The following is a 17,535-nucleotide window of genomic DNA, read 5'->3' as shown; positions in this document are numbered from 1 at the left end:
TAAAATTATGAAGAACGCAAACACCCTGTTCACTCTGATATTGACTTTTACTCTCGCTTTCGCATTCTCAGCAACAGAATCAAAAGCACAGGCAACCAACCCATTCCTTGCCCCCAAAAAGCAAGAACAGGAAGCCGGACATCTGGAGAACACACGTCAGCCAACATCCTCTCCATTCGGCAAAGCAACTCCCGCCCAATCTCCGTTCGGCAAAGCATCCCCGGCTCCGGCACCACAGAGTGTACAAAAGGACTGGACCGGAGGGATTTACAGCAAGGTAATGTTTAAAATAACCATGCTGCAAAAAGAAATCAGAGCCCAATTGACCGGTTTTGCGCGGGAGATAAAAAAAGATCCATTCGGCAAATCGCTCTGGATGTTCCTTGTCTTTGCCTTTCTGTATGGAATAGTCCACGCAGTAGGTCCGGGACACGGTAAATCCGTGGTCTGCGCCTATTTTATCTCTCGTGGCGGGTCCATGTTCGCAGCATCTTTCATGTCCTGGGTAATAACCCTTGTACATGTGGGCTCAGCAACCGCAGCGGTCTGCCTTGCCTATCTTTTCCTTGATAAGGGAATGTCCGGTTTTGAAAACTTCAACCGCCAATTACAGACTGCCAGCTACGGACTGGTAGCCCTGATAGGTTTCTGGCTGATTATTGAGGCACTGCGTTCTTTCAAGAAGAATGACCGCGAAGAGTGCGAAGTGAAAAGCCGTGGGTCACTTAAGGAAATTGCAACCGTTGCATTTGTAACCGGTATTGTGCCTTGTCCGGGAGCTGCCATTATTCTGGTCTACACCCTTTCCACCGGCATTCTCCCAGCAGGGCTTGCCGCTATGGTCTTTCTGGCCACAGGCATGGCCGTGACCACTTCTGTCTTCGCCCTCGTTGCAGCAAAAGCACGTAACGCCATGGACAGCAATCCTTTTGCGCGGAAGATGCGCATTGCCTATTCAATTCTTTCCCTGCTCGGCGCGATAGTCATTGCAAGCTTCGGCCTGCTCATGCTCAGCGCCCATTGTTGCTAAAAAAGCAGGACCTGTACTCTTTTTAAAATCCAGCCATGACATATTCCGTCAATAATGTTATCAATATAACCAGCCCCCTATCACGGTGCTGCCGACAGGAAATCAAAAAGAAACCAGCTATAATCTAATATATTTATATTCTCAGCCCTTGCCGGGATATCCAACTGACGTCATGGGAGAATTCTGACGATGATCAATCTTGCCGGATATGAAAATGTTACCTCCTTGTATGAAGGAAATGACATGATTCTTTGCAGGGCTGTCAGGGGATATGATGACCTTCCGGTTCTCATAAAATACCCTAACTCCGAATTGCCCTCCCCCCGGCTTTTAACAGGGCTGAAAAATGAATATGCCACTTCTCAGGAAATCGGCAACACGGGCATCGTCCCGGCAGTAACCCTTCACCGGACCGACAACTCTCTGGCCCTTATTCTGGAAGATAAGGGATACAACCTGCTCAGTTCCCTGATAACGAAGTCTACGGCAGACCTCGCCCAGAAACTGCAAATTGCGCTCCGCATTGCCAGCTCTATCAGCCTGGTACATACTAAAGGTTTCCTGCATCGCAGCATCAGGCCGGACAGTATTGCCATAGCGCCGGATTACCGCGAAGCTTTGCTGACCAACCTGCAAAACAGCACCCGTATTGCGGATTCGTTTCCACAAACTTCAGCGGAAATCATATCCCCGGACAACATTGCCTACATATCCCCTGAACAAAGCGGCAGGGTCAGTACAGAGTTGGACAGGAGGTCAGACTTCTATTCACTGGGCATTACCCTGTTCGAACTTTTCACCGGACAAAAACCTTTTGAAAGCAGGGATGATCTCGAACTGATTCATTGCCATCTGGCCAAAGAACCACCTACTCCGCACAGTATAAACCCGGAAATCCCTTCCCCGCTGTCAGCGGTAATAATGAAGCTTCTCTCCAAGAACCCCGGAGACCGCTATCAGTCTGCACATGGCATTAAGCAAGATCTGAAAGCATGCATGAATCTCATCGGAAGCGGTAATAAATTCGATCAATTCACTCCGGGCAATCAGGATATATCCGAAACTTTCATCCTTTCACGCAAGCTGTTCGGTAGAAAAGAAGAACTCAATGAACTGAAAGCATCCTTCAGCAAAGTTGTTCTGGGCAGTTGCGAAACTATTTTTATCAGTGGTGAAGCCGGAACAGGTAAAAGTTCACTGATCAATTCTTTCAGCAAACATGTTTATAAAGATAATGGAGAGTTCATCTCCGGAAAATTTGACCAGTTCCGGCGCAATCGTCCTTATAGCGCCCTGATTCAGGCATTTAAGGAACTGCTGCGCAAAAGACTCTCCAGCCCGACACCGGTGATCAATGCTTGGAAGCACAGGATAACAAGCGTTCTGGAGCAAAACGCCAGCCTCATAAATGAAGTCCTTCCCGAGCTTGAACTCCTTATCGGGAAACAACCAGCTCCTGCCGAATTGAGCCCCACGGAATCAAGGGACAGATTCAACCTTGCATTCAAAAATTTTATTAAAGTTTTCCCAAGTATAGACAAACCTCTGGTTCTATTTCTTGATGATCTGCAATGGGCGGATATCTCTACCCTGCAACTAATAAAGCGGTTGCTTGAAGATCAAGAGACATCACACCTCATGCTTATATGCGCGTATCGAACAAACCTGCCCATGAATGAAGGGATCAAATCCCGCATTGAGGAGATTGAAGAGCTCAGTCCTAAAGTCAGCAGCTTGAAACTGAACAGGCTAAAGCTGCACCATGTTCACGGCTTTATCAGCAGAACATTAAAGACTGACCGGAAAAGAACGGAAGAACTTGCCCGTATGGTATATAGCAGAACAGGCGGAAACCCTCTCTTCGTCCGTGAATATATGCTTAATATGTACCGCGCAGATCTCATAACTTTCGATAATGACAAAACCCGCTGGGAATGGGACCTCAATGCCATCCGAAATATTTCCATGGATGGAAACCTTGTGGAACTAATGGCGGAAAAAATAATGACCCAGCCGCCTGAAGGACAGGATATTCTAAAAGCTGCCTCAGGGATCGGCTGCAAATTCGATCTGCGTATTCTTACAAGCCTCGTAGATTTACCGGAACAGATCACTCTGGACTACTTGAACATGGCCCTGCACGAAGGGCTGATCATTTCTGATGACGGCTTTACTTCCCTAACTGACTTAAAAGAACAATCCGGCCCATACTCTCTTTCTTTCATGCATGATCGAGTCCAGCAGGCAGCTTATTCCATGCTTGATGCTTCAGAGAAAACAACACTGCACCACAATATAGGCAGGGCAATGCTCGCCATTTATTCAGCCGATGAAATAGATGAAGCCAGCTTTGAAATTGCCGCCCAATACAGCCTTTGCATCAGTGCCATAACGGATCCGCAGGAAAGAAAAGAAATTTCAATGGTCTTCACAAAGGCGGGACGTAAAGCAAAACGAAGTTCCGCATTTGAGACAGCCTCCCGTTACCTTTCAACAGCAGCACTCCTTATTGGAAGCGATGGTTGGGAAACAAGCTACAGAACGAGCTTTGATCTCCATCTTGACTGGTATGAGTGCGAATTCCTCAATGGATCTGGGAAGCAGGCTGAAAATGTCTTCAAAAACATGATCGGACACTCACAGAACCGCAAGGATACCACAAAAGCACAACTGTCGAGAATGCAGCTTTTTTCAGATCAGGGACGATATCATGATGCAGTAAAAATAGGGCTGGATACACTTCAGCATTATGATGTCATTATTCCCCAACTTCCCGGAAAAACCGCCATCGCAGCAGAGCTGTTGAAAACAAAAGCCGTGCTGGGCAAAAAAAAGACCCTGCAATTATATAACCTTCCGGAAATGGACTCCCCTGATAATCTGGAAGTAATGCGACTGCTGATGCATACAATTGCCCCGGCATACATGTTCAACAAAAAACTCGTTTTTTTTATTGTCCTGCGGATGATTCGATTTTCCGTAAAACACGGTAACGGGCCATACTCTTCATTTGGTTACATGTTTTACGCCATGTTTCTGGCTTCCAAGAATTTTTCATTTAAAAAATCAAAAGAATTCACCAGACTTGCCGTGGAATTGAACAAAAAATTCCGCAACACAGAACTTGAAACAAAAATTAATACTCTTCGTGGAGGTATACACGATCATTGGCATGTCCCTTTGCAGGAGAATATTAACACTCTGGATAAAGCCTTTCACAGCGGCCTCATGAACGGTGACAACACCTATGCCCGCTATGCCGGATACTTCGCAGTTCAACTCAAATTCATGCAAGGACATTCCATTGAGGAAGTTTACAGTCTTGCAGGACGCTATCTGAACTTCATTCAAAAAAATAAAAATTCATTGAGTTCAGGGGCGATAAACCTTCCTCTGCAAATGTGCAAAAGCATGGAAGGAAAAACCTACACTCCCGGCTATCTCGATGATGACAACTTCCGTGAAGGAAGCCTCCTCAGCATAGCCAAGAGCAGCGGTTCTGAAGTGGTTGAAAAATGGACTGCAACATCCAAACTGATAACCCTCTCCTTTTTCGGTTACCACACAAAAGCAATTGAATACGTCAACAACCTCTACGACAATGTGGAAAAAGCTCTTTTCGGTATGTATTCAGTTGCTATTTTCCACCTGCTGGCCATCATAAATATGGCTGCCCTTTTCAACGAAGAATCTTCAAAAACACGCAGGACGTACCTGAAACGTATTAATCATTCCTTATCCAGATTGGAGAAATGGGAAAAGAGTTGTCCGGAAAATTTTCGCCACCTATACCTGCTCGGTAGCGCCGAGTTAGCCAGAATCAAAGGCAACAACAGCAAGGCGATGGGCTTATACGAAGAGGCAATAAGCTTCAGTGCCAAAGCAGGATGCAATAGTTTTGCAGCACTTGCCTGCGAACTGGCCGGCAGATTTCACTTTAGCATAGGTGGAAGCAGGTCTGCCATAGCGATACTTGCCGAGGCCTGTCACTATTACGAAGAATGGGGGGCTTCAGCAAAGGTCCAACGATTGCTCAACGAATATCCACAACTGCACAAAGTTACCGAGACAGGATTTTCTCACAGCGACACGACAGGAGAAAATGGACCACATTCCTTGGACATTTCAGCTGTACTTAAAGCTTCTCAAGCTATTTCAGGAGAAATTGTCCTTAACCGTCTTCTGGACAAATTAATGCGCATTGTAATCGAGAACGCCGGCGCGCAAAAAGCAACCCTGCTCCTTAACAATAAAAACAGACTTGAACTTACCTCCCACGCATTTGTTTCAGAGCACGGAATCACTACCAAAACCAATCCAGACCCGGATCAGGAATTATATTGCAAAAGTATTGTAAACTATGTGCTGCGCTCCAAAGACAACATTGTCCTGCGCGATGCAGGAACACAAGGGCCGTTCTCAATTGACAGCTACATCATCAGGAATAAACCCAAATCCATTCTGGCCATGCCGGTCATCAACCAGCAACTTATGCGCGGTGTTCTTTATCTTGAGAACAACCTCAGCCCGGGGGTCTTCACAGATGACCGCTTGGAAGTACTGAATCTGCTTTGTTCTCAGGCTGCTATTTCTATCCAGAATGCACGGCTCTATTCCGACCTCCGCGATTCGGAAACCCAGCACCGCACCCTTCTTGAAAGCATCAACGTAGGCGTTTTCAGGGCTGAAGCTGATGCGGATGGACTCCTGCTTAAAGCCAACAGAGCTCTTGCCGAAATGTTCGGCTACCGCGATTGGAACGAATTCCGCAAAACCCAAGTCAGGACACTGTATATAGAACCGCAAATGCATCAAAAAATTCTGGATGAACTCCTTGAAGGCGGCATAGTGCGTGACCGTGAAATTAACATGCGCAAACAGGACGGAACTCCTATCTGGGTAAATATGACCGCCTCAATGGAAAGAAACGGCAACAAAGAGAACTGTCTTGAAGGAGTTCTTGAGGACATCACGGAAAAAAGAAAAGCTCAGGAATTCGAGAAAGAAAAAGTCGCCGCCAATGCAGCCAACAAAGCTAAAAGTGATTTTCTTGCCAGCATGTCCCATGAAATCAGAACTCCCATGAATGCAATTCTGGGAATGGCAGACCTGCTATGGGAATCAAGGCTGAGCAAAATTCAGCGAAACTATGTAAAAATTTTCAGGAACGCGGGAGAAAACCTGCTTCTGTTAATCAACGATATTCTCGACCTCTCGAAAATTGAAGCTGGACAGATCGACCTTGAAGAAATCGATTTCAACCTCGAAGAATTGTTTGAGGAAATAGGCTCCATCTTTGCTCTCAGGGCTCAGATAAAAAGCGTTGATTTCTGCTGGTACATCGACCCGGAAGTTCCACGAATCATCACAGGCGATCCGACCCGCCTGCGCCAAATAATTGTAAATCTGGTTGGTAACTCTCTTAAGTTTACGGAAAAAGGAACCATTATATTTGAAGCAGGCATTACTGAAAACGGATATCTGCGTTTTCTTGTAAAGGATACGGGAGTAGGTATTCCAGTAGAAAAAATGAATTCTATTTTCGACACCTTTTCGCAAGCAGACTCTTCTACAACCCGTAATTATGGTGGAACCGGCTTGGGCTTATCCATTTGCAGCCGCATGGTGGAAAGCATGGGAGGTGGTATTTTCGTTTCCAGCACAGAAGGTGAAGGAGCTGATTTTTCCTTCACTATCAATGCAAAATTTCCCATTCAACCGGAAGAATATATTCCGCTTAAGAACTGTGCAATTCTCCTTGTGGACCGGGAATGCATATGCCGTGACTACCTCAGCCTCAGCCTTAGCGACCTAGGTGCGAAAGTTTATTCAGCAGAGAGTCTGGGGGAATCATCGTCATTTGCGACGGAAATTTCATATTCAGCTTACGAAAACAAAGTACTGCTGGTCGGAAATCCGGAAGGGGAAGATGACCGCTTTGAAATACTTAAAAAGCTGAAGCATGGTCCCTGTCAAGGCTGGAAATTGATGATGATCATGGAGGCAAAACCCCAGCCTAGAGCAACTGCAAGGGCCAAACAACTCTGCGCAAGTTATGTTCACCGACCTGTTCATCCACAAGCGATAGTGGAAGACTTGCGCTACGCCCAGACCTGCAACATTATTCCTGAAGATCATGAAGAAAACGAACATGAACTGGACTCCAAACAAGTAGAAATGATCGAAGTAATAGAGTCTTCGCAGGAAAGAACAAGCTCAGAATTATCTATTCTGCTCGTTGAGGATTCGGAAGACAACCGCATGGTAATCGACCTTTTTCTCAAGGATACTCCATATATAATAACCTATGCGGAGAATGGACAGGAAGGTCTTGAGCAATTCAAACAAGGAGAATTCGGAATAGTTCTAATGGATATCCAGATGCCGATTATGGACGGCTACGAAGCTACAAAAGCGATAAGACAATACGAAGAGGAAAACCAACTCACGCCGACTCCGATCATGGCCCTGACAGCAAATGCTTTTCAGGACGATGAGCAACGTGCTCTTGCTTCAGGCTGCACAGCACACATGGCTAAACCGGTTAAAAAGAAAAAACTGCTCCGGATTCTGAAAGAATACCTTGGTTAGTCCTCATAAGATGACTACCAGCGGCGGGTCAAAACAGCCTTCCAACTTGAAGGGATGAATGATTCATAAGCCTGCCCGACATCCTCAAGGCCGGTCATCTCACCGGACAAACTAATCCCGTAGGGTTTCATCAGCCTGAGAGGATACTTTTCGTCTTTGAGCTGAAATCCGGTAGAGCTGTCCAATACGGTCAGCATTTCTTCAGGCGACCGTCCTACCAGCACAGCTTCGGGGAAACATCCTGCATCTGAGGTGTGTTCTTCCAAGCCATCGAAAAGGGTTTTGCTTATAAAAATAAAATCTTCCTTCCACAAACTGCGTCCGGCACCGGGAAGGGTCTCATTGCAAATATAGTGGAGCTTTCTGCCTTCCAAAAAACCGTAGCTGTCCTTTTTTTTCGCATCGGCCACAAGGACATTACCCAGCCCCATGTTCCCAAGCACTTCATTGGTCCGCTCCGCGACAATCTGATTACGTTCTATGCCTACCAGCGAAGAGCTCTCAAAACCATTGCGTTTGGCCTGCACATCCATAGCCAGCATGAGGACACCTGTGCCGGAACCGATATCCAGCCCGGTATACGGCTCCCCGTCCAGTTGCGTTTTGGCTTCTGCGATAGCTTTGAATATATGCACGCTCTTGGGCAGGTCAGCCAGCATGCACAGGGCAAATCCGTAGGACAAAAGACGTTTGCGAAGATCAAGACAATTTTCCAGCACATCGCTGCCCAGCCTGCGGTGTACGAAACGGTCAAAAAGCAGAGAAATATCATTAAGCTCCAGCACCTGCTCGTGGGAACCGGGATAAACATAGGCATGAAAAAATTTCACCATAATATTCATCAGCAACGGGCCGTTCAGTTCAACTGCGGGATTACCGGCCTCGGCAAGATCATCATTCAAAGAAGTCCGGCGATAAATTTCTCCCGGCAAAACAGTCTCTTCCATTGCTGGACGCTGCAATAAACGCAAACTGGCTTTTTTGATCATTATCCATACCTGCCTTGATTTTATACTGCTGATGAAAGTCAATTCTACCGCTTTTTACAATCTATTACCACTGAATTGGGGCAATCTAAGACTTGACCTTTGCGCTAATCCTGATACGGACAATCCAGCACTTGCGGTGAACGTATCTATAACTAATGGCAAAACGCCTTTACCAGAGTTCCCCGCCACGATCAAAATATAATCAAGACACAGGAACTATCATGTCCCAGAATATAGATCCCAATATCAAAAAAGAAGTAGAACGCCGCCGTACATTCGGTATCATCAGTCACCCTGATGCCGGTAAAACCACCCTGACCGAAAAACTCCTCCTCTACGGTGGAGCAATTCAGATGGCGGGAACAGTTAAATCCCGTAAAGCCGCCCGCCATGCCACATCCGACTGGATGGCAATGGAACAGGAGCGTGGTATTTCCGTAACCACCTCGGTTATGAAGTTTAACTACCATGACTACGAGGTGAACCTGCTGGACACCCCCGGTCACCAGGACTTTTCCGAAGATACCTACCGCGTGCTCACCGCTGTAGACTCAGCGCTAATGGTCATCGACTGCGCCAAGGGTGTTGAGGTTCAGACCAAGAAGCTGATGGAAGTCTGCCGTATGCGCGACACACCCATCATCACCTTCATCAACAAGCTGGACCGCGAAGGTATCGATCCTTTCGATCTCCTACAGGACATCGAAGAGACCCTGAACATCGAGTGTGCGCCTCTTAGCTGGCCCATCGGTATGGGGTCCGACTTCAAAGGAACTTACAACATCCACAAAGGCGAACTGCACCTTTTCTCCGCCGTTCACGGCGGCGGTATTCAGAAAGGAGAGGTAATCAAAGACCTTTCCGATCCCCGCCTTGACGAGCTGCTCGGCGATCAGGCTGACTCCCTCCGTGAAGAGCTGGAACTGCTTGAAGGAGCAGGCTACCCCTTTGATAAGGAACGCTATCTGGCAGGTAAGCAGACCCCGGTATTCTTCGGCAGTGCCATCAACAACTTCGGTGTTCAGGAGATGCTGGATTCCTTTGTAGAACTTGCCCCGCATCCCAAACCGCGAGCAACCACAACCCGCGAAGTTTCGCCCTTTGAATCCGAATTTTCTGCTGTGGCCTTTAAAATTCAGGCCAACATGGACCCCGCTCACCGTGACCGCATCGCTTTCATGCGCATCTGTTCCGGTAAATTCAAACGCGGCATGAAAGTCCGCCACCACCGCATCGGCAAAGATGTACAGATCGCCAACGCCACTATTTTCATGGCTCAGGACAGAACCGGTGTTGAAGAAGCTTATCCCGGAGACATCATCGGGGTTCATAACCACGGAACCATCAAGATCGGAGATACCTTCACCGGGACCAAGGAAGAACTGAAGTTCACCGGAATTCCCAACTTCGCCCCTGAACATTTCCGCCGTGTTATCCTTAGGGACCCGCTCAAGAGCAAGCAGCTCGACAAGGGTCTACACCAATTAGCCGAAGAAGGTGCTGTACAGCTCTTCAAACCGCTGGGTAACAACGATAAGATTCTCGGTGCAGTCGGCCTGCTCCAGTTCGATGTGATTATGTCCCGCCTTAAAGATGAATACGGTGTAGCCGCTCTCTACGAACCGGTTGAATACCACACCGCCCGCTGGATCGGCAGTGACGAACAGAAAGAAATCGACGGGATCAAGAAGCGTTACCCGCGTTTTGTTGCCCTTGACGGTGACGACAACCTGACCTTCCTCGCTCCCAGCCAGTGGCGTTTACAGCAGGCTGAAGAAGAATGGCCTAAAATCAATTTTAACAAGACCCGCGAGCATCAATAGATTAAGTTGGTGCGCTTCGCGCGATGTTGAAAATTCAATGCCCTCGGCGACTCTCCGAGGGACCTTTCAGGGGGACCAAAGGGACTAAGCCCCTTTGGAATCCCTAATAGGTTTATGCTGTTTTACGCCCCAGATGCTGCTTTATAAAAGGTCTGGGGGTTGACGAAGCCTTGTTTGGCTAATATTCAGAAGAGATACTTTTTATCCTGCTCGCCCGTGGTTTTTCAGGACATACCACACCTGAAGCATCACGGGCCGGTAGGAATTCTTTGTTTCCATGTAAGGAAATGTAATTACTACCGGGCTATTTTTATATGCAAGTACCTGAACAATATAAAAGAAAATTTACCAAAGACGAAATTAACGAAATGCCCCTTCGACAGTACGAAGGGCCGATAAAACTGATTGACCGTGAAGAGGATGTCCCGGCTGCAATCGAAGAATTGAGCCGCTGTGAACTGCTCGGCTTTGATACCGAGACCCGTCCGGTCTTCCGCAAAGGGGTTTCCTACCCTCCTTCCCTGATCCAGCTGGCAACTGAAGACTGCGTTTTCCTGCTTCACCTTAATCATATTTCCCTTTCAGATCATATTAAGGAAGTTCTCTCCTCTGCCGATATAATCAAAACCGGAGTGGCGGTGATCAATGATGTCAAAGAATTGCGCGATGTTTCACCTTTTGAGGGCAAAGGCTTCGTAGACCTCGGCGACTTGGCCAGATCCTTGGAAATGCAGACTAACGGTCTGCGCAATCTCGCAGCCAATCTGCTTGGATTCCGTATCTCCAAGGGTGTACAATGCTCCAACTGGGGCCGCAAGGAATTGACCCCGCAGCAGATAACCTATGCTGCTACAGATGCTTGGGTAAGCCGTGAGATTTACCTGAAATTTCAGGATCTCGGGGTCCTTTAATTTTCCGCGAATAAAATTTGCTACCGGAAAGGATATTGCTATGAAAGCCAGATCTATTCTATTCACCCTCTTCATTTTGATAGTTACTGTTCTTCCGGCTTTTGCACAGAAGGACTGTGCGGATATTTTCAAAGCCGAACTTGAAGATATTTCCGGTGTGAATGCCGTAGTCCGAAATGATGGCGGTTTTCTGGCCATCCTTAAGGAAGGCAGCAAGAAACAAGCGGTCAGCGTTGCTTCCAAGATAAATAAACTCCGCAAAAAAAATGTCGGCGCATGTGATTTTTCCGGAGTTGCCGTTGCCGTAATGGATAGCAACTTTGACCAAATCAAAAATGTATCCTCGGCTTCCATGTCTAAAAATGAGCTGACCAAGCTGCTTTATGACTACGTATACAAGCTCAGTCCCGTTCAGGTGGATGAAAACCTGAAGGGCTATGAAAAACTCTCCGAACTTGCGCCCCAGAATAATTACTACAAAACTCGAAAGCAGCATTACTCTAAAAGAGCTGAGCTTGTAAAAACACGGGCTGAATATATTGCTCGTTGTCTTAAAGAATTTCCTAAGAATAAAAACATCGTCGACCTCAAGATCAAGCGAGACTTTTACCTCTTTGTGGTTGCCGGTGACACACCGCTCAAGACAGCCAAAGATTTCATGAGCGCCATCGCGCAGGAAGCTCCGAAACCGGAGAAGAAAATGTGCGTAATCGCCTATAGCGAAGATCTCAGCAGCAGGCAGGCAAGCTGTCCTTCAGACTATCAGGATATCCTGAAAACAAACGAAGAAGAACTGCTCATGCGCCATGTTCAGTCACTGCCCGGATTTAAAATCCAACAGAACATCAACGGCTACAAAGCACTCAAGAAACTTGCTCCGCACTCTACCCTGTACACCAAAAAACTGGTTGCATATGAGTCCAAGCAGCAAGGACTGGAAAGGTTCATGAACCTGTACATCAGCTCAGGCGAAAAGCTGATCAGCAAGAGCAGCAACCGCGGAGCAACTCTCTACGCAACTATCAACAATAACGCACTGGACGGTAAGTCGGCTTCTGCCAACCGCAAGCTTTTTAAGCTTATCACCGACTACTATGCCGCCAGCGGTTACGCATATAAGAAGTGCGTGCTCAAAAATACTGCGGGCGAGACCTTGGGAACTATTTCCTGTGCAAATTCCCGCTGCACTTTCAAGCAATAAATTTTGACTCAATCAAAAAAAGAAAGGTGAGGTTGCAAAAGCAATCTCACCTTTTTTATTATCTATAAAACAGTGCTTACATTGTCAGCACAAAATAAATGCTACCGACCAATACAAGGCTTGCAGCACGCAAACCCTGATTATAGACAATGAGCTTTAATGCCATTTTGCCACGAAAAATTCCCGCATAGTAAGGGAGTTGATGGCGTAATGCACGCACCGGGGTGGAAAGCAGATTACCTACAATAAGAGCCAGTACTATTCCCCGAGGCTCAATAGCCCCGCTTCCAAGCAAGGAACCTGCTGCGGCAAGTCCGGCAGTGAATTCGGCTGCAAGGCTAAAAGCAATGATCCCGAAAACCTGCGGATCAAGCCATGAAAGAAAGGAAAGATGCTCACCTAGATAATTTTGAAAAGCAGTGAACACCCCGTAATAGCGCAGGAAAAAGAAGGCAGTGTAGATGGGGATTGTCAGGTAAACAACCTTGGGTAATCTACGCTTGAGGCGCTTGAGAGCCTTATCCAAAACCTCACGGAAGGACTTTGACTCCTGACCTTTGAGTCGCTCTGCAACATCCCCGCATCCACCGTCTGCCGGCAGCGAATAACGGCCCCAAAGCACAATGGCTCCGGTACGCACAAAAGCTGCGAGCAGAGTCAGGCCCACATAAGTAAATGCGACATGCCCAATAAACGGAGCGGCAATAAAAAAGACCGTCGGCATGTGCAGGAAATAGGTCGGCAGGCTATTGAACAGGTTGGAAATGACCAGTTCACGGTCATTAATCTCACCCTTCTCATATGCCTCGGAGAGCATGGAGTTTGCGGCTACGCCGGAAAAAAAAGCCAGAGCAAAGCTGGCCCCGCTGATATCTTTAAGCCGTCCGGCCCGGATAAGCGGATTTGCCAATCTGCCCATAGCCCGGGTCCAACGCAGTCCCTCAACAATATTACCGACCAAAAGGCCGAGGCTGATAAATAACAATAGCCGGATCAGGGGCCAACCCAACCCGTTCCAGAGAATCTCGAGAGACAATTAGACCTACTTTTTCTTCCAATTTTCAGGCGCACTGACCCTTAGTTCAGAATCAGTCTCGGTGAGTATTCCTGCATCGATGAGTTCTTTCATAGCAACCAGAAAGTCATTTTCCTCGCCATTCCATTTAGCAAGACAACCTTCAATCGTAACACTACCGGCAACAGCTTTACAGTTTCTGTCAGGGTCAATCTTACTGCCCAGCATTCCTTCAATCAGTAGAAATAGAGAGTTCGCTTCAACGGAAAGTCCGAGGTCGAAAATAGATACAGCCATCGCTTCCTCCATAATAGGTTAGTTATACAATCAAAGTATACTTGAACAGCTTCAAGGGCCAGTGAAAAAACACTCTGACCGAAGACTAAACTTTATCCTGTAATAAACTTTTAAACCTTTTCAATTCTTCAGGGTCCATTCTACTGAAGTTGCCTTCTGCTGGAAAAGAGCCATCCGAGACTTCTGCGATATAACGCTTCACAGCATCAATACTTTCCCCGCGCAGCTGAGCGAATTTCTTAACAAACATAGGTACAAAGCGGTCGAATAAACCGAGAATGTCATGGTAGACCAGTACTTGCCCATCCGTGTCCGGCCCAGCACCTATACCGATGGTGGGAATGGAAAGCCTTGCGGTTATCTCCTGAGCAACTTCGTGCGGAACAGCCTCAAGAACAATAGAAAAACAGCCTGCGGCCTCAAGAGCAAGAGCCTCGTCAACAAGGGCTGCAGCTGAGCGGGCGTTCTTTCCCTGCGCCTTAAAGCCACCGAAACGGGCGACGTGCTGCGGGGTCAGTCCGATATGTCCCTGAACAGGAATACCAGAATCAATGATCGCACGCACATGCTCCAGAAAAGGGAATCCCCCTTCCAGCTTCACGGCACGAGCTCCTGTCCGGCTTAGAAATTTCCCGGCATTCTCCACCGCCATCTGCACTGACGGCTGGTAAGCCATAAATGGAAGGTCACCGACAATAAGTGCTCTTTTGGCGCCGCGAGAAACGGCCGCAGCATGGTGCAGCATATCGTCCATGGTTACAGAAAGAGTATCTTCATAACCAAGCACGACCATTCCCAGCGAATCACCGACAAGAATCATATCCACTTCTGCAGCATCTACAATCTGCCCGGAAGGATAGTCATAGGCAGTTACCATGGAAATTTTACGCTGTCCCTTGAGGGCGGTAATATCTGGAGCTGTTACTTTTTTCATTCTTTTCCTCACATATTTAAAGTCGAGAGACTAAGGAAGGATTTTGGTGCAGAACCTTGATACGGATAGGATAACACTAAATCAAGTCTAGTGAAAAATGTATCATCATGCATAAAAAAAGAGGTCCGGCAGATGCCGAACCTCTTTAACAATCTAAAAAAACAAAAACTATAATTCCTGCATGACCCAGACGACCCGTCCAACCACATGCTTTTCGTGGTTTTCAACCGGGATGTACTGTTCAGGGTGCTGAGAATCATCAGGACGCAGGATAAAACGGGAATTTTCCGGATCAAAAAAGACCCTGCGAATAACCACTCCCTGATACGGCACATGGATAGCGTAGATATCACCGGCCATGAGTCGCTTCTGGGAATCGTCAATTCCTACAAATGCATCTCTGCGCACCGAAGGTTCCATTGAGGAGCCTTCCGCCTTAAGGACAACCAGAGAGGAGCGGTAATAAGTTTCAGGAATACTAAGCTCTGAAACCTGTTGCGGTTTCCATACTTCAGCTCCCGCATCTTCACCGGCCATAGATGAAACGGGGACAATTCTTCCTCTGGACTGTACCTGCCCATACTGCGCTGTTGTTTCGCTCAGAATCTGGTCTGCGGCAATTTTACCCTTTCCGGGCTTCAGGTAGACAGGTTCAATTCCGTCAGAAAGCCATTCAGGGTTCAGTCCGTGGGTCCTGTACAGCTTGATGAACCATTCAGCAGGAATAGAGCTTCTTCTTTTGGCATCGGAGATGCTGGACTGTCGAATATTCAAAATTTCGGCAAGCTGAACCTGGGTTCTTGTTCCGGTAGCCTTCTTGATTCTTTCCAAGCTTTCATCAAACCACTTTGACACGCTTACCTCCTGTGAAAGCAAAGTCAAAAATACTCTTAATTATCTTCAAATCAAATAACCCTATAAAAAGAAGATCGTTTCCAAGCACACAATCTATCTCACACGAACAATATATTACGTGGCTACCATGAAATTTATAAACTGGCAAAACATTAAAATTGCATACCTCAATACAGACTAACAGGAATGTAAAACGCTTATGATAAATTAATTAAACACACACAACAAATGCGTACAATTACACTTCTTATTGATTTACATATTAGAAACACAGCAAAAACACATCACACAAAATACAAACAACCTATTCTTCAATAGCAACACCGAAATAAAATAGTACAACCTATCAAAAATAAAATATACGAATGCTAATTTTCCCTAAGAGGAAGGACAAAATAAAAATTATTACCGCCATCCTGAGGCTCGTACCCAACCTCTCCACCGTGCAACTCCACTACCTGACGAACAAAGAACAAGCCATGCCCGGACCCATACTCATTGCCCACATTATCACTACGGAAACCGGGCTGAAAAAGCATCTCCCGGTCCTGTTCCTGAATATGAGGACCGGTCGTGTAGACATTCAACTTCAATCCGTCCCAGCCGTTGCGAAAGTAATCTTTGACCATATCCCAACCGTATGCGGCGAATTTGTCCCTGCGACCGTCGCACATAGTCTCATCGCGGGTATATTTTACTGCATTGGAAAAAAGGTTGGCATACACTTGTGAGATAAGCCCGACATCGGCAACAATGCGCACTTCCCGATCCGGCACACCGCCCATGCTGATATCCAACCTGATGCCGCGATCCTCAAACCGGGACCGATAACGCTCAAGTTGCGGCTCAATTATCTGCTTGAGCAGGTTGCAAGGCCGTTTTTCAACAATATAGCGCCCTTCTTCAAAATGCTGTCGGCGCAACAGGGTTTCCAGAAAAAGACTGGTCTGCTCGTAATGGCTGTGAATCTCGTTGAACTGGCTGACCAGTCCATTATATAAAATGTCAAGATCAGTGCGAATCTTAGCTATACTTTTGCCTTCAATATCGGATTCCAGCTTGCGGATATTTTCAATACGGTCACGTAATCTATTGTAAAACAGCTTGAAATACATGTTTGGGACTATGACATTATGCCCGACATCCTTGACCAGATTACGCACGAATTCAAGGTGTTCCTGCCCCTTGCGCCGCAAGATCTTGCTATGTAGCTGGAAACCGACCCGATTAACGAATTTTTCAAAAAACAATGACTGGTGATCTGAAAGATCGTCCATCTTATAGAACTCAAAGCAACCGATCACATCCCCGGCGGGCTTAAATGGCAATTGATCAACCAACTCCAGATTACCTCGAATGGGGATAAAGAGATGTCCGGCTCGGAAAATCTTTTCCAAGGGAACTGAACTACATACCGGTGCACGACTTTCAGTACGCCCAACAGGTACAAAGTCATCCGGTCCCATTGCAAGATAAAGCCTGCAATCAATATTAAAAAGCGACCTCGGAACCGCAGTGCAGACGGCAAAAAAATCTTCCAGAGAATCAAACTCCTGTGCAAGATCAAAAAAAATCATCAAAGCCCGTTTTTCGGTTGCAGAAAAGCTGTAATCTTTATAGTCATCCATTTTCTCATGTATACGCCGCTGTATCTGCAACATCTTCTCAGGACCCGGGCCTGTAGAAAGGTGAAATCCTTCTCCAAGCGGGCCTTCTGGTTCATAAGAAGACACATCTGCACTTTTCTTTTCATTGCTCATAGCTATCTATCCGGGGTTCAATATAGAAAGGGGCTTCTCTCTATCATACGGTCCCAAAGAGAAAGGAGCAAGCTAGAAGATAATTTTTTGTGCTTACCCTTAATCCGACAACCACATCAAAGTCTGAAT

At 46.7% G+C, this 17,535-nt stretch carries 11 protein-coding genes; 5 read left to right on the top strand and 6 right to left on the bottom strand.

Annotated features, from left to right (window positions below; all coding sequences use genetic code 11):
* Window positions 1-7 precede the first annotated feature (7 nt).
* Both DESAL_RS00665 and DESAL_RS00660 read left to right on the top strand, forming a co-directional pair.
* Entirely contained in the window at window positions 8-1,030 is a 1,023-nt protein-coding gene (locus tag DESAL_RS00665) for a nickel/cobalt transporter (protein WP_012765723.1), read from the top strand.
* A 189-nt stretch (window positions 1,031-1,219) separates the two neighbouring features.
* Window positions 1,220-7,621: an AAA family ATPase gene (locus tag DESAL_RS00660; protein WP_012765722.1), complete on the top strand. Its 6,402-nt coding sequence runs from the start codon at window positions 1,220-1,222 to the stop codon at window positions 7,619-7,621.
* 14 nt (window positions 7,622-7,635) lie between these two features.
* Here the strand turns inward: DESAL_RS00660 and DESAL_RS00655 are convergent, their stop codons facing one another.
* A complete protein-coding gene (locus DESAL_RS00655) occupies window positions 7,636-8,610 on the bottom strand; it encodes an SAM-dependent methyltransferase (RefSeq protein WP_012765721.1) in 975 nt (324 codons plus the stop codon).
* A gap of 221 nt (window positions 8,611-8,831) precedes the next feature.
* Between DESAL_RS00655 and DESAL_RS00650 the strand changes: the two genes are divergently transcribed.
* The 3 genes from DESAL_RS00650 to DESAL_RS00640 all read left to right on the top strand — a co-directional run bounded on the left by DESAL_RS00650 (window position 8,832) and on the right by DESAL_RS00640 (window position 12,545).
* On the top strand, window positions 8,832-10,433 hold the full coding sequence (locus DESAL_RS00650; protein ID WP_012765720.1) for a peptide chain release factor 3: 1,602 nt from the start codon (window positions 8,832-8,834) through the stop codon (window positions 10,431-10,433).
* Window positions 10,434-10,747: 314 nt separating this feature from the next.
* On the top strand, window positions 10,748-11,344 hold the full coding sequence (locus DESAL_RS00645) for a 3'-5' exonuclease (protein WP_012765719.1): 597 nt from the start codon (window positions 10,748-10,750) through the stop codon (window positions 11,342-11,344).
* A gap of 40 nt (window positions 11,345-11,384) precedes the next feature.
* The gene (locus tag DESAL_RS00640; RefSeq protein WP_012765718.1) at window positions 11,385-12,545 is read left to right on the top strand and encodes a hypothetical protein; all 1,161 of its coding nucleotides are present in this window, start codon (window positions 11,385-11,387) and stop codon (window positions 12,543-12,545) included.
* A 76-nt stretch (window positions 12,546-12,621) separates the two neighbouring features.
* Here DESAL_RS00640 and DESAL_RS00635 read toward each other — a convergent pair whose 3' ends face one another.
* The 5 genes from DESAL_RS00635 to DESAL_RS00615 form a co-directional block, all read right to left on the bottom strand.
* Window positions 12,622-13,581: a membrane protein gene (locus DESAL_RS00635; RefSeq protein WP_012765717.1), complete on the bottom strand. Its 960-nt coding sequence runs from the start codon at window positions 13,579-13,581 to the stop codon at window positions 12,622-12,624.
* 6 nt (window positions 13,582-13,587) lie between these two features.
* A complete protein-coding gene (locus DESAL_RS00630; RefSeq protein WP_012765716.1) occupies window positions 13,588-13,857 on the bottom strand; it encodes a hypothetical protein in 270 nt (89 codons plus the stop codon).
* An 85-nt stretch (window positions 13,858-13,942) separates the two neighbouring features.
* Window positions 13,943-14,791, bottom strand: a complete 849-nt coding sequence (gene panB / locus DESAL_RS00625) for a 3-methyl-2-oxobutanoate hydroxymethyltransferase (RefSeq protein ID WP_012765715.1) — start codon at window positions 14,789-14,791, stop codon at window positions 13,943-13,945.
* A gap of 168 nt (window positions 14,792-14,959) precedes the next feature.
* Entirely contained in the window at window positions 14,960-15,646 is a 687-nt protein-coding gene (locus tag DESAL_RS00620; RefSeq protein WP_012765714.1) for a LexA family transcriptional regulator, read from the bottom strand.
* A gap of 368 nt (window positions 15,647-16,014) precedes the next feature.
* Window positions 16,015-17,406, bottom strand: a complete 1,392-nt coding sequence (locus DESAL_RS00615; protein WP_012765713.1) for a sensor histidine kinase — start codon at window positions 17,404-17,406, stop codon at window positions 16,015-16,017.
* Window positions 17,407-17,535: the final 129 nt, after the last annotated feature.

This window comes from Maridesulfovibrio salexigens DSM 2638 (genome assembly GCF_000023445.1).
Taxonomy (GTDB): Bacteria; Desulfobacterota; Desulfovibrionia; order Desulfovibrionales; family Desulfovibrionaceae; genus Maridesulfovibrio; species Maridesulfovibrio salexigens.
Note: the sequence above shows the minus strand (reverse complement) of the source record. Positions and strands in the feature narration are given on the sequence as shown.